We start from the raw sequence: 14,680 nt of genomic DNA, 5'->3' as shown, positions 1-14,680 counted from the left end.
AAGCCCAAAAACAAAGAAAAAGGAGAACGATATGCGATATTCCAAACAGCGTGAGCTGGTCATGCAGACGGTACAGAACCTGTGCGATCACCCCACCGCCGAGGAAATTTATGATGCTGCGGTCAAGGAATGCCCGGGCCTGAGCCTTGGCACCGTATACCGTAACCTGAATAGTCTGGTGGATGCGGGCCGGGTGCGCCGGGTGTCCATTCCAGGCAAGGCTGACCGCTTTGACCACACGCTGCCCTGGCACAGCCATCTGTACTGCACCGTGTGCGGCAGCGTGACCGATGCCGAGGTGGACGAAAATCAGGTAATGAAACTGGTGAAAAACCAGAAGGGCTATGTGCAGGACTGCGCTGTTGTGCTGATCGGCGTATGCGAGGCCTGCTGCGAGAAGCAGGCGCAGGAAAACGCCCACTGAACCATAAAATTTGCACGGAACCTCTTGCCCGGAGCGTATAAACAGGGTATACTATAGAGAAGGCTCTTTTCAGAAAGTGCAAGTAGATTTTCGCCGCACAGGGCACTTCGGCCCGGCGGAGAAGGATGGTTTGATTGGAATACATTAGTTTTGAACATAATAACATTGCCGCTGAGCTGGTAAAGCAGTTCTATGATACGCCGCCGCTGGCCTTTGTGCACAGCTATGGCTGTCAGCAGAACGTGAACGACGGCGAGCGGATCAAGGGCGTGCTGATGGACATCGGCTATGGCCTGTGCGATAAGCCCGAGGATGCAGACCTGATCCTCTTCAACACCTGCGCCGTGCGTGAGCATGCCGAGCAGCGTGTGTTCGGCAACGTAGGTGCCCTGAAGGGACTCAAGGAAAAAAAGCATGACCTCATCATCGGCCTGTGCGGCTGCATGGCGAACCAGAAGCATGTGGTGGAAAAGCTGCGTAAGAGTTACCCCTATGTAGACCTTGTGTTTGGCGTGGACGGAATCGATACCCTGCCGCAGCTCATTGCCCAGAAGCTGCAGAAGCATAAGCGTGTGCTGATGGAGCCCGCCCAGCGCCCGGTCATCGTGGAGAATATCCCCATCCGGCGTGAGAGCGAGTTCCGCGCATGGCTGCCCATCATGTACGGCTGCGACAACTTCTGTACCTACTGCATCGTGCCCTATGTGCGCGGTCGCGAAAAGAGCCGCAAGCCCGGCGATATCCTTGCCGAGTTCCGCGGTCTTGTGGAGGCAGGCTATAAGGAGATCACATTGCTGGGACAGAACGTCAACAGCTACGGCAAGGGTCTGGAAGAAAAGGTGGACTTTTCCGATCTGCTCAACCTGCTGTGCACGGTGCCCGGCGATTATCACATCCGCTTTATGACCAGCCACCCCAAGGATGCCAGCCACAAGCTGATCGACACCATTGCCGCCCAGCCGAAGCTGTGCAAGCACCTGCACCTGCCGGTGCAGTGCGGCTCCGATGAACTGCTGAAGAAGATGAACCGCCACTACACGGTGGAGCAGTACATGGAGCTGATCGAATACGCCCGCAAAACGGTGCCCGGCATCACCTTTTCCAGCGACATCATCGTTGGCTTCCCCGGCGAGACCGAAGCGGACTTTGTAAAGACGCTGGAACTGGTGCAGAAGGTGGGCTATATGCAGCTGTTCACCTTTATCTATTCCAAGCGCACCGGCACCAAGGCTGCCGAAATGCCGGACCCCACCCCTCGCAAGGAAAAGACCGACCGCATGACCCGCCTGCTCAAGGTTCAGGACGAGATCGCCATGGCACTGGTCAAGGCGCAGGTTGGTCAGACTGTGAAGGTACTGGTAGAGGGCTTTGGCCGCAATGAGGGCACCCTCTCCGGCCGTCTGGACAACAACCTGACGGTGGAGTTCACGGCAGACGCTTCCCTGATGGGCAGCTATGCCAACGTACATCTCACGGGCGCACGGGCGACTGTGCTGCTGGGTGAGCTTGCCTGAGTGATTCCGGGGCAGTGCCCCTGAACGTATAAAATAAGAAGGAGACCATTCAAATGGATTGCATTGATCTTTTCAAGCGCGCAGCCGTTGCGCTGCAGACCGATAGCCGCTACCTCGTTCTGGATCAGACCCGCAAGGCAAACGATAAGGACGAAGAGCTGCAGAACCTGATCGGCGAGTTCAACCTCGCCCGCATGGATCTGAACAATGAGATCGGCAAGAGCGAGCGCAACGATGCCCGCATCGCCGAACTGAACGAAAAGGTGAACAGCCTGTACGGCCAGATCATGGGCAACGAGGGCATGGTGGCTTACAACGAGGCCAAGCGTGACTGCGAGAACCTTGTGAACTATATCGATGCCATCATCAACACTGCCATGAATGGCGGCGACCCCATGACGGTACAGGAGCCTTCTGCTTCCTGCACCGGCAGCTGCTCCACCTGCGGCGGCTGCCACTAAAACCGGCAAAAACAAAACGCGGCTGTGCAAAACAGACCGCGTTTTGTTTGCAAAAGCGGTTACAAGCCGCAAACTTGTGCACAGAACCATAGAACGGGAGAGAGGGTAAACCATGGCAGAGCTGTCGCCCATGATGCAGCAATATCTTGAGATCAAAAAACAACATAAGGACGAAATTCTGTTTTACCGCATCGGCGATTTTTATGAGATGTTCTTTGACGATGCCCTGACGGCATCCAAGGAACTGGACCTGACCCTGACCGGCAAGCAGTGCGGCATGGAAGAGCGAGCACCCATGTGCGGCGTGCCCTTCCACAGCTACGAGGGATATGTGGCGCGGCTGATCGCCAAGGGCTACAAAGTAGCCATCTGTGAGCAGGTGGAAGACCCGGCCAAGGCCAAGGGCCTTGTCAAGCGGGACATCATCCGCGTGGTCACACCCGGCACGGTCATTGAGAGCAGTATGCTGCAGGATGACCGCAATAACTACATTGCCAGTATCTTCCTCAAAGGAAAGAAAGCAGGTTTGTGCTTTGCGGATGTCTCTACCGGTACGGCCCATATCACAGAGCTGAATGCAGACAAGATCGCCCCGGCGGTCATTACGGAGCTGTGCCGCTACCATCCCAGCGAAGTGCTGATGAATCCGGGTCTGCTGGACTGCCGCGAGGTGACGGCGTACATCAAAAAGAATATGACTTGTTCGGTGGAGCTGATCGAAGAGGAGCGCTATGCACCGGGCCTTGTGGCGGCATCGCTGGAAAACCAGTTTGGCCGCGACTGGGCGCAGACCACCGGCATTGCAGCGGACGGCCTTGTGCGCTTTGCCATGGCGGCACTGCTGGAATATCTGCACGATACCCAGATCAAGGGCGTGGAACGTCTGAAAACGGTCATAACCTATAATAAGGCCCAGTTCATGCGTCTTTCGCCCGTGACCCGCGCCAATCTGGAGCTGACCGAGACGCTGCGCGGCCGCGAAAAGCGGGGCACGCTGCTCTGGGTGCTGGATAAGACCAGTACATCCATGGGCAAGCGTATGCTGCGCAGCTGGATCGAGCAGCCGCTTATTTCCAGTGCACTCATCAACCACCGCCTGAACGCTGTGGAGAGCCTTGTCAAGCAGACCATGGCCCGCGGCGACCTGACCGAAGAGCTGGGTTACATTGCGGATATGGAACGCCTGATGACCCGCACGGTTTACGGCTCTGCCACACCCAAGGAGATCTATACGCTGGCCCAGACCTGCGACCGGCTGCCCGGCCTGCGCAGGCTGGCTGAGGCCTGCGGCTGCCCGGAGCTTGCTGAACTGGCAGTACAGATCGATCCGTTGGAGGACATCAAGGCCCGTATTTATGCGGCGGTGGACCCGGAAGCGCCCTCTACCCTCAAGGATGGCGGTGTCATTGCCAAAGGCTACCATGCCGAGGTGGACGAGCTGCGTTCCATCCGCGACAATACCAAGGGCGTTCTGGCGCAGCTGGAAGCCCGCCTGCGGCAGGAGACCGGCATCCCCAAGCTGAAGATCGGCTATAACCATGTGTTTGGCTACTTCATCGAGGTAAGCAACTCCTATAAGAACATGGTGCCGGAGACCTACATCCGCAAGCAGACCCTGACTTCCGGCGAACGCTACATCACGCAGGAACTGAAAGAGCTGGAAAGCAAGATCTTAGGTGCCCACGAACGGCTCATCACGCTGGAGCACCGCCTGTTCAGCGAACTGCTGGAAAGCATCAGCGCTCAGCTGGACCGCATCCAGCGCACGGCCAATGCGGTGGCCCAGCTGGATGTGCTCACGGCGCTGGCGCAGGTGGCAGCGGAAAACAACTACTGCCGTCCCATCGTGGACGACAGTGACGAGCTGACCATCACCGAGGGCCGTCACCCTGTGGTGGAGCAGATGCTGAAAGGCAGCCTGTTTGTGCCCAATGATACCACCCTGAACTGTGGTGCAGACCGCTGCCTGATCATCACCGGCCCCAACATGGCAGGTAAATCCACGTACATGCGCCAGAATGCACTGATCGCGCTGATGGCGCAGATCGGCTCCTTTGTACCGGCTTCCAGCTGCCATGTGGGTGTGGTGGATGCCATTTTCACTCGCATCGGTGCGTCGGACGACCTGTCTGCCGGTCAGTCCACCTTTATGGTGGAGATGACCGAGGTAGCGGAGATCCTGAAAAATGCCACCGCCAAAAGCCTTGTGGTGCTGGACGAGATCGGCCGCGGCACTTCCACCTTTGACGGTATGAGCATTGCCCGCGCCGTAGTGGAGCACATTGCAGACCCCGCCAAGGGCCTTGGCTGCAAGACTCTGTTTGCCACCCACTACCACGAGCTGACCGAGCTGGAAGGCGGCGTGGACGGCGTAAAAAACTACAATATTGCAGTAAAAAAACGCGGCGAGGACATCACCTTCCTGCGCCGCATTGTGCGCGGCCCGGCGGATGACAGCTACGGCATCGAGGTGGCAAAGCTGGCAGGCCTGCCCGGCAGTGTGACCCGCCGCGCCCATGAGGTGCTGCGCGCGCTGGAAGCAACTGCACCTAAAAATAAAGTAGAGCAGATGGATTTTGATGCCCTGCAGGAGTATAACTCTCCGGCTGTGCCCAGCGAGATGATGGACAAGCTGGAAGCTCTGGATGTGGAAACACTCACCCCCATTGAGGCGTTGAACTTCCTCTACGAGCTGAAAAAGACCCTGAAGGGCAGCCTGAACAGATGAAACTGCTCTACCTGACCCAGACCATACAAGGAGGGAAAACACCATGGCAGTGATCCATGTTCTGGATAAGCACACAGCCGAGCTGATCGCAGCCGGTGAGGTGGTCGAGCGTCCGGCATCCGTTGTTAAGGAGCTGCTGGAAAACTCCATTGATGCCGGTGCCACGCAGGTGACCGTCAGCATTGAATCCGGCGGCGTCAAGCTGATCGAGATCAGCGATAACGGCACCGGCATCGAGGCAGAATATATCTCCACGGCGTTTATCCGCCACGCCACCAGCAAAATTGAAACACCGGACGATCTGACCAACATCCATACGCTTGGCTTCCGCGGTGAAGCACTGGCATCCATTGCCAGCGTGGCCCGTGTAGAGCTGACCACCCGAACCGAGGTGGACGAGTTTGCCACAGTCTACCGCATTGAGGGCGGGGAAGAGGTCTCCCGTGAGCCGGGTGCCAGAGCTGTGGGCACTACCATCCGGGTAAAGGATCTGTTTTACAACACGCCTGCCCGCATGAAGTTCCTCAAAAAGGACTCCTCCGAGGGCACCTTTGTGTCGGATACAGTTACCCATGTAGCGCTCAGCCACCCGGAAGTCAGCGTCAAGTTCATCCGTGAGGGCAAGCTGCAGTATGTCACGCCCGGCGACGGCCAGCTGCGCGGTGCAGCCTATGCGGTGCTGGGCCGGGAGTTCAGCCGGGACCTCATTGAGCTGAAAAATCAGGAGGGCGTGTACCGCATCACCGGTCTGGTCACCCCGCCCAAAAGCTGCCGCGCCAGCCGAAGTATGCAGCATTTTTACATCAATGGCCGCTATGTGCGCAACCGCACCATGATGGCCGGTATGGAGATGGCGTTCAAGGGTACCATGATGCAGGGCAAGTTCCCGGGCGGCATTCTGCTGCTGGAAATGCCGGCCGACCTTGTGGATGTCAATGTGCATCCGGCCAAGATCGAAGCCCGCTTTGCCCGCGAAAATGATGTTTTTGATGTGGTGTATCATGCCGTCAAGCTGGCATTGGCTCAGCCCGGCACTGGTGAACGGCTTTTTACCTTTGAAGCAGACAAAGAAGAAGAAAAAGCTGAAAATTCAAAAAAAGACACTGATATAATCAAAAATGATGTAAAGAACAATAACTTTACAGGGCTTTCCGCGATCATTCGGGGGCAGGCAGACCCGGGCGTTCTGCCACAGCAGCACTGGGAACCGGCAAAACCCGCTGCAGCACCACAGCAGCCTGCCCCGTCTGCTGCAATGCAAATACCGACAGCACCCAGTGTGCCGCGCTGGAAAGGCAGTGCTCAGAACGAAGATATGCTGGATCCGTTCGTGACCCTTCACAGCCCGAAGCTGGAAACGACAAAGGCACCAGAGCCGTTCCGTGCGGCGGCAAGTGAAACGCAGCTGGATGTGGAACCGGAATTTGGTGAGACAAAACTGCATTCACCTCGGGACCATATGGCAGCGTGGAACCCTGCACAGGAAGCGCCAAAGGAAGAACCTGAGAGTGCACCCTGTGCAGAAACAGAACCGGATGCGCCGGAAGCGGCAGAACAGGAAACTGTACTGGCCGAGCCGGAGCAGATGAACTTTGATCCGACGGCGGATCAGCCGGAACCGCTGCGCTATGTGGGCGAGGTGTTCAGAACATATATCCTTGCAGAACGCGGCGACGAGCTGTGCCTGATCGATAAACACGCTGCCCACGAGCGCCAGCTGTACGAAAAACTAGCCGCGAACTATGGCAATGTGCCCAGCCAGATGCTGCTGGAGCCTGCTGCCATCGACCTTGCTGCGGAGGAAAAGCAGGCCCTGCTGGATAACATTCCTCTGCTGGAAAATGCGGGCCTTGAGATCGCGGACTTTGGTGGCAATACCGTGGTGCTGCGCGCGGTGCCTGCAGATGTGGAGCCGCAGAATGCCGAAAGCCTGCTGGTGGAGATCGCAAATAAGCTGCTCAAGGGCGGCCATGATGCGCTGAACGAGCACACCGAGTGGGTGCTGCATTCTATCTCCTGCCGTGCAGCCATCAAGGCGGGGGACAAGTCCTCGCCGCAGGAACTGCTGGCGCTGGCCGAAAAGATCCTTTCCGGCGAGGTGCCGCCGTTCTGCCCGCATGGCCGCCCCTGCGTACTCAAATTGACCCGGAAGGAGCTGGAAAAGCAGTTTGGACGCATCGTATAAACATCCCGTGGTGGCCGTCGTCGGCCCTACCGCAACCGGAAAGACGGCGTTGGGCGTAGAGCTTGCAAAACATTTTTCCGGCGAGGTCATCAGCTGTGATTCCATGCAGATCTATAAAGGTCTGGACATAGGCACGGCAAAGGTGACACCGGAGGAGACCTGCGGTATCCCGCATCACGGCGTGGATATCCTTACGCCGGACAAGGCTTTCAGCGTGGCAGACTTTACCGCCATGGCCGGAAAGCTGGAAGAAGAGATCTCTGCCCGGAAGAAGCTGCCCATCCTTGTGGGCGGCACAGGGCTGTATGTTCAGAGCTTTCTGTATGGGGTGCGCTTTACAGAGGAAAAAGCACCTGCCGGTCTGCGAGAGCAGCTGGCGGCGGAACTGGCTGCAAAGGGCGGTGCTGCCATGTACGAAGAACTGAAGCAGGCCGACCCGGAAGCTGCTGCGGCTATCCACCCGAACAATCAGGTGCGGGTGCTGCGCGCACTCGAGCATTATCGTGCCACCGGCAAAAAGCTGAGCGAACAGAAGGCGGAGTCTCTCCCGCCGGAGCGGCCCTACCGCAGCCTGATCCTCGGTCTGGATTTCCCAGAGCGCGCGGTACTTTACCGCCGCATTGACCTGCGTGTGGACAAAATGCTGGAAGCGGGCCTTATAAAGGAAGCGGAGCATGTCTGGCAGAACCGGGAAAGCTTCCGCACGGCAGCGCAGGCCATCGGATACAAGGAGTTCTTTCCGTATTTTGAGCAGACGGCTCCATTGGAAGCCTGCACGGAAAAGCTCAAGCAGGCGTCCCGCAACTATGCCAAGCGCCAGTTGACCTGGTTCCGCCATATGGACGGTGTGGTTTGGCTGGATGCCGGTGCACCGGATGCAGTGCAGACTGCCATCCGCAAAACTAGCGAATTTTTAGCGAAAGGATGATCGATATGCCGGATGAGACCCAGAAGGAACGCCATGCGCCGCATGTGCTTGCCACTCTGGCAGGCGTGCTGATCGCGTTTCTGCTGCTGGCAGCAATTTATGTGGTGTATCAGGCCGCACATATCCTGTTTCCGCAGAATGTTTATGAGACTGCGCTGCCTGCGGTCATTTCGGATACGGTGGAAGCCGACGGAGTTCTGCTGTTCGACGAAAGCTATGTGGCAGGCAGCGGAAACCTTGGATATCTTGCTGCCGACGGCGAGCGCGTTTCAGCGGGCACCGCAGTGGCAGAGGTGTACAGCAACGCTTCGCAGGCTTCGCTGCGCCTGCAGCTGAACCAGCTGAATGATCAGATCGACCTGCTGCAGAAATCGCAGAACACTTCTGCGCTGCAGCTGGATACCCTTTTAAAAGAACGTTCTTCTGCGCTGTATGATCTGCTGGATACGCTGGACGACAGCGATTATGAAGCGGTGGATGATGATGCCAATGCCTACCTGCTGGCCCAGAACAAGCTCTGGGTGGTAACGGGCGAAGCTGCAAACTTTACCGATCAGATCACTGCGCTGGTCCAGCAGTCCCAGAGCGTGCAGGCGCAGCTGGGCAGCCCGGTGCAGATCACTGCACCGCAGACCGGCTATTTTGTGCGCTCTTCCAGCAGCGGACGGCTCAATGCCAGTGCCGATGATATCCTTGCACTGAACGCACAGGAGCTGCAGGGCTATCTGCAGTCCGACCCAGTGCTGGCACTGGACGGCTGCGCCGGTAAGATCGTGGCAGGGTTCACATGGCGCTATGTGGGCGTGTGCACTGCAAAGCAGGGCGAAAAGCTGCTGGGTCAGAACGGCAAGCCACTGAGCACAGCGGTGGAGATCAGCTTCCCGGGTCAGGTGGAGAACAGCCTCAAGGCCACCGTCACCGAGGTGGAGATTGATCAGGACAGCGGCCTTGCCCGCTTTGTGCTTGCCTGCAACTCCATCAACGGCGATGTGCTTTGCCTGAACCGGGCTGCAGCACGCATCTCGGTAGGAGAGCGCAGCGGCCTGCGGGTGCCTGCTGCGGCTGTGCACTATTTAAAAGAGGATGGCACCGAGGCACAAACGCAGGGCGAAAACTACATTCCCGGTGTGTACGTGAAACTTGGCAACATTGCCCGCTTCTGCCCGATCGACCCGGTGGACGCAGACCATCCCCTCATCACGGACGGCGATTACATCCTTGTTCTGCCCGAAGGGACCGAGGACTCGGTCAGCAAGGTGAGGCTTTATGACGAAATAATCGTTTCCGGACAAAATTTGTATGATGGAAAGCTTTTGTAGTTATTGACATCTGAGGCAAAAAATCCGATAATAGATAAAGCTATTATTTGCATCTATTTGCAAAGAACGCCAGGCAGCGCCATGCTGCCCGAATGAAAGGAGCAGATTGTATGTCTTTGCTTGACAGCATTAAGAAAGGTCTGTTTGACCAGGAAGACGATTACGAGGATCAGTACATTGACGATGGCCCCCAGATGGTAAACAATAACAATGGCATCGGCCTTGGTGCTGACGACGAAAATGAAGAGCCTGTTGAGGGTGCCAAGAAGAACGGCAAGGTGGTCAACATCAATGCCACCACTCAGCTCAAGGTCGTTCTGGTCAAGCCTGAGCGTTTTGAGGATGCCAGTACCATTGCTGACCACCTGAACAACAAGCGCACCGTGGTGCTCAATCTGGAGTCCACCAACAAGGAAGTGTCCCGCCGTCTGGTGGACTTCCTGTCCGGTGTTGCATATGCAAACAATGGCCAGATCAAGCGCGTGGCCAACAGCACCTTCATCATCACTCCGTACAACGTGGATATCATGGGTGATCTGCTGGACGAGCTGGAGAACAATGGCGCGTTCTATTGATCCGCAGCCCAAGGCGGCGCGCGGGTTCATCCCTGCGCGTACCGATGAAGAACGCTATCTCATGCGCCATATCGAGGACTTGGCCCACACGGCCTTTTCCCGGGACATTGCGCGGTATTCGGCTTTCCTGAGTGACCGCGAGCAGGACTTGGCCCGCGCGGCACTGGGCCGTGCCGGTGTGCAGGAGGGCTTCCGGTTTGAGGGCGGCTGGCTGAATGCGGAGCGCAGGGTGCTCTGTATCGAGCCGGAGTACAGCTGCGGCGAAGCACCCATCTGCTGTGTGCGGTTGCAATGCTGTGCACAGGCGGGGGCTGCGCTGCCCGCCCACAAGGATTATCTGGGCAGTCTGATGGGCCTTGAGCTGCGGCGCGAGGCGCTGGGAGATATCGTTCTGCCGGAGGATCAACCGGGCACAGCTTATGTGTTTGCGCTGGAACCGGCAGCACAGCTGATCTGCCGGGAACTGTTTCAGGCTGGACACACGGAGCTGACCACGGAACTGCTGACGCTGGATGAGGTGCCGCAGTTTCCGCAGGCGGAGCGTGAGATGCACAGTGCAACGGTATCGTCCCTGCGGCTGGACGCTGTGCTGGCAGCTATGCTGCACTGCAGCCGAGGACAGGCTTCGGAACTGATCGAGGCGGGCAGGGTGGAGATCAACCACCTGCCGGCGGATAAACCTCATGCGCAGGTATATGAGGGCGATGTGTTCACGGTGCGCGGCAAGGGCCGCTTCAACCTGACTGCACTGCCCGGTAAAAGCAGAAAAGATCGGTCAATCATCGAATTTTTTCAATATTAAAAGCAACGGGAGGAAATGACTATGCTGACTCCGCAGGATGTCCGTTCTGTGCAATTTGAGAAAAACCTCCGCGGCTACCGCACAGAGGACGTAGACCGTTTTCTGGATAAGGTGGAAGAACAGCTGCGGGACGACGATGCGCAGGCGGAACAGCTTCGCAAGCAGATTGCGGACCTGACTGCTGAAAACCAGAAGCTGCACGATGAACTGAAGAGCTTTGAGGCAGATGGTGAAATGCTCAAGAGCGCGCTGATCAATGCACAGCGCATGGGCGAAAATGTCATCCGCGAAGCAAACCAGAAAGCAGAAGAGATCATCCATCGTGCAAATCTGCGCGGTGATGATATCATCCGCGATGCCAACGAACTGCTGCAGAAGGCAAACGACCGTGCAGACGAGATCGAGAACGAAGCAAACGAGAAGCGCCTTGCAGAGGAGCGCGAGTATGACCGCGTGCGTCTGGAAGTGACCCGCTTCAAGTCTGACGTGCTCAACCTGTACCGCAGCCATGTGGAGTCGCTGAGCCGTCTGCCGGAGTTCCAGAAGGAAACGGCTGCACAGGATGCCGAACAGGCAGAGCCTGCTGCAGAGGAAAGTGAGCCTGCCGCTGCAGCCCAGCCGCAGGCAGCGGACGTGCAGGAGCCGGAAGCAGAGCCTGCACAGCCCGCACAGGAAGATGCAGAACCTGCTGCCGTTGTTGAAAATGACGACGACAAGGCAGCTGACAGCAGCGAGGATTTCTGGGCAAAGGATGAGAGCCAGCTCAAGCTGGACCCGCCGCCCGCGCCTCCTGCTGATTTTAAGCCGGACGAGCCGGACTACGATGCTTTTCAGGGTGTCAAGTTCAGCGAGTAAGGCAACCCCATAAGGAAATATAGAGGAGAGTGTAAACCATTGGCTAAGAACAAATCGCAGTACGATAGTACTCTGAACCTGCCCAAGACCCTGTTTGAAATGCGTGCCGGCCTGCCCAAGAAGGAGCCGGTCATGCTGAAGGATTGGGACGACAACGACCTGTACAATCAGCTCATGAAGCACAACGAGGGCAAGCCGCAGTTCATCCTGCACGACGGCCCTCCGTACGCAAACGGTAATATCCACATGGGTACTGCCCTGAACAAGATCATCAAGGATATCATTATCCGCGATAAGAACATGGAGGGTTTCCAGGCTCCCTATGTGCCCGGCTTTGATACCCACGGCCTGCCAATCGAGCTGAAGGCTCTGTCCTCCGTCGGTGATAAGAAGAAGGACATTTCCAAGCTGGAACTGCGCCAGATCTGCGAAAAGTTTGCTACCGAGCACATCGATATCATGAGCGACCAGTTCAAGCGTCTGGGCGTTATCGGCGATTTCGAGCATCCGTATCTGACCCTGAAGCCTGAGTTCGAGGCACGCCAGATCGAGATTTTTGGCGAGATGGCAAAGAAGGGCTACATCTACAAGGGTCTGAAGCCCGTGTACTGGTGCCCGGACTGCCGCACGGCTCTGGCAGAGGCCGAGATCGAGTACGGCGAGGACGACTGCGATTCCATCTTCGTGCGTTTCCACGTCTCTCAGGACCCCAACGGTGTGCTGGCAAAGCACGGCATCCCGATGGACAAGACCTACTTCGTCATCTGGACCACCACCACTTGGACTCTGCCCGCTAACGAGGCGATCTGCCTGAACGGCCAGTTCGAGTACTCCTTCGTCAAGATCGGCGATGAGTTCCACATCATGGCCACCGAACTGGTCAAGAGCGTCATGGATGCCTGCCACATCGAGAACTACGAGATCGTGGGCGAGCCGGTCCCCGGTACCGAGTTCGAGCTGATGCGCTACAACCACGTCTACCTGCCCAAGGAGGGCTGGGTCATTCTGGGCGATCACGTCACGCTGGAAAGCGGTTCCGGCTGTGTCCATACCGCAGGCGGCCACGGCGTGGACGACTTCAACGTCTGCCAGAAGTATCCGCAGGTGCCCATCACCGTCCCCGTGGACGATGGCGGCTATCTGACCGAGCTGGCCGGTAAGTATGCAGGTCAGCGCGTGTGGGCTGCCAACAAGACCATTCTGGCCGATTTGACCGAGTCCGGTGCTGTCATGGGTCAGGTGCACATCAAGCATCAGTACCCGCACTGCTGGCGCTGCCATCACCCCATCATCTTCCGTGCAACGGAACAGTGGTTCTGCTCCATCGCAAAGTTCCGCGAGGATGTCTACAAGGCCATCGACACCGTTACCTGGATGCCGGATTGGGGCCATGACCGCATGAAGGGCATGGTGCGCGACCGCAACGACTGGTGCATCAGCCGCCAGCGCACCTGGGGCGTGCCCATTCCCGCATTCTACTGCAAGAAGTGCGGCACCTACCACATCACCGATGCCACCATCAAGGCTGTCAGCGACCTGTTCCGCAAGGAAGGTTCCGATGCATGGTATAAGTACGAAGCCGAGCAGATCATCCCCGCAGGCGAAGTGTGCGAAAAGTGCGGTGCTTCCGAGTGGACCAAGGACACCGACATCATGGACGTCTGGTTCGACTCCGGCTCCACCCACGCCGCTGTGCTGGAGGAGCGCCCCGAGCTGCGCTTCCCGGCTGATATGTATATGGAAGGCGGCGACCAGTTCCGCGGCTGGTTCCAGTCCAGCCTGCTGACCAGCGTTGCAAGCAAGGGCTGCGCACCCTATAAGTCTGTTCTGTGCCACGGCTGGGTCGTGGATGAGCAGGGCAAGCAGATGCACAAGAGCGCCGGCAACGGCGTGGAGCCCAGCGAGATCATCAAGGACTACGGCGCTGATATCATCCGTCTGTGGGTGGCTTCTTCCGACTACACCGTGGATGTGCGTGCCGGCAAGAACATCTTCAAGCAGCTGAGCGAGGCTTACCGCAAGATCCGCAACACCGCCCGCTTCATTCTGGGCAATCTGGACGGCTTTGATCCCAACACCGACTGTGTGGCTGACGATCAGCTGCAGGAGATCGACCGCTGGGCACTGGCTGCTCTGGATGACCTGATGGTCAACACCAGCGCAGGCTACGCTGTGTATGACTTCAACAAGGTCTATCATGCAGTGTACAACTTCTGCGTTGTTGCAATGTCCAACTTCTATCTGGATGTGACCAAGGATCGCCTGTACTGCACCAACGGCGCAGGCCGCAAGGCTGCTCAGACCACCATGTACAAGATCCTTGTGGCTCTGGACAAGATCATTGCTCCTATCCTGTGCTTCACCAGTCAGGAGATCTGGGACTTCATGCCTAAGACTGAGGGCATGAACCAGTACGTTGTCTTTGAGGAGATGCCCAAGGCTGGCCAGTATGCCGCCGATGAGGCCTTCAAGGCAAAGTGGGCTCAGTTGATCGCCGTCCGTGATGAGGTGAAGAAGGTTCTGGAGCAGGCCCGTGCCGAAAAGGTCATCGGTGCTTCTCTGGAGGCTGCCGTCACCCTGTACTGCAATGATACTGTGTACAGCCTGCTCAACAGCATCCCCATGGACGAGCTGGCCGACCTGATGATCGTCTCTCAGGTAGAGCTGGTCAAGGGCGAAGGCGGCGCTGCAAGTGCTGTTGAAGGCCTGGGCGTTGCTGCTGCACATGCCACCGGCGAAAAGTGCGAGCGCTGCTGGAAGTATTCTTCTTCCATCGGCAGCCATGCCGCACATCCCACCCTGTGCGCACGCTGCGCCAGCGTTGTGGAAGCCTAAGCGTTCCGCATAAAACAATGTTTTAAAGGGCGGCGCTCCCTTATACCGGGGAGC

The 14,680-nt window shown here is 57.5% G+C and carries 11 protein-coding genes; all 11 read left to right on the top strand.

Annotated features, from left to right (window positions below; translation table 11 throughout):
* Positions 1–31 precede the first annotated feature (31 nt).
* The 11 genes from DWY76_RS00970 (at position 32) to ileS (ending at position 14,626) form a co-directional block, all read left to right on the top strand.
* Positions 32–424 (top strand): transcriptional repressor, encoded by a 393-nt coding sequence (locus DWY76_RS00970; RefSeq protein ID WP_120079356.1) that lies wholly within the window; start codon positions 32–34, stop codon positions 422–424.
* Positions 425–558: 134 nt separating this feature from the next.
* On the top strand, positions 559–1,938 hold the full coding sequence (gene miaB / locus DWY76_RS00965) for a tRNA (N6-isopentenyl adenosine(37)-C2)-methylthiotransferase MiaB (protein ID WP_120079354.1): 1,380 nt from the start codon (positions 559–561) through the stop codon (positions 1,936–1,938).
* Between the two features lie 53 nt (positions 1,939–1,991).
* The gene (locus DWY76_RS00960; protein WP_097775655.1) at positions 1,992–2,399 is read left to right on the top strand and encodes a YlbF family regulator; all 408 of its coding nucleotides are present in this window, start codon (positions 1,992–1,994) and stop codon (positions 2,397–2,399) included.
* 112 nt (positions 2,400–2,511) lie between these two features.
* A complete protein-coding gene (gene mutS, locus DWY76_RS00955) occupies positions 2,512–5,127 on the top strand; it encodes a DNA mismatch repair protein MutS (protein WP_120079352.1) in 2,616 nt (871 codons plus the stop codon).
* Between the two features lie 43 nt (positions 5,128–5,170).
* Positions 5,171–7,312, top strand: coding sequence for a DNA mismatch repair endonuclease MutL (mutL, locus tag DWY76_RS00950; RefSeq protein ID WP_120079350.1), 2,142 nt, complete (start codon positions 5,171–5,173; stop codon positions 7,310–7,312).
* Positions 7,296–8,240, top strand: coding sequence for a tRNA (adenosine(37)-N6)-dimethylallyltransferase MiaA (gene miaA / locus DWY76_RS00945; RefSeq protein ID WP_223387553.1), 945 nt, complete (start codon positions 7,296–7,298; stop codon positions 8,238–8,240). The genes mutL and miaA overlap by 17 nt, the downstream gene beginning before the upstream one ends.
* Positions 8,237–9,559 (top strand): HlyD family efflux transporter periplasmic adaptor subunit, encoded by a 1,323-nt coding sequence (locus DWY76_RS00940; protein WP_120079348.1) that lies wholly within the window; start codon positions 8,237–8,239, stop codon positions 9,557–9,559. The genes miaA and DWY76_RS00940 overlap by 4 nt, the downstream gene beginning before the upstream one ends.
* Before the next feature lie 110 nt (positions 9,560–9,669).
* Positions 9,670–10,134, top strand: a complete 465-nt coding sequence (locus DWY76_RS00935; RefSeq protein ID WP_044953672.1) for a cell division protein SepF — start codon at positions 9,670–9,672, stop codon at positions 10,132–10,134.
* Positions 10,118–10,936, top strand: a complete 819-nt coding sequence (locus DWY76_RS00930; RefSeq protein WP_120079346.1) for a S4 domain-containing protein — start codon at positions 10,118–10,120, stop codon at positions 10,934–10,936. The genes DWY76_RS00935 and DWY76_RS00930 overlap by 17 nt, the downstream gene beginning before the upstream one ends.
* 21 nt (positions 10,937–10,957) lie before the next feature.
* A complete protein-coding gene (locus DWY76_RS00925) occupies positions 10,958–11,791 on the top strand; it encodes a DivIVA domain-containing protein (RefSeq protein ID WP_223387554.1) in 834 nt (277 codons plus the stop codon).
* Positions 11,792–11,830: 39 nt separating this feature from the next.
* Positions 11,831–14,626, top strand: coding sequence for an isoleucine--tRNA ligase (gene ileS, locus DWY76_RS00920; RefSeq protein WP_097777733.1), 2,796 nt, complete (start codon positions 11,831–11,833; stop codon positions 14,624–14,626).
* Positions 14,627–14,680 lie beyond the last annotated feature (54 nt).

Source organism: Faecalibacterium sp. AF27-11BH, from assembly GCF_003603005.1.
Taxonomy (GTDB): domain Bacteria; phylum Bacillota; class Clostridia; order Oscillospirales; family Ruminococcaceae; genus Faecalibacterium; species Faecalibacterium taiwanense.
The sequence above is the reverse complement of the archived record's forward strand: the minus strand, read 5'-3'. Positions and strand labels throughout refer to the sequence as shown.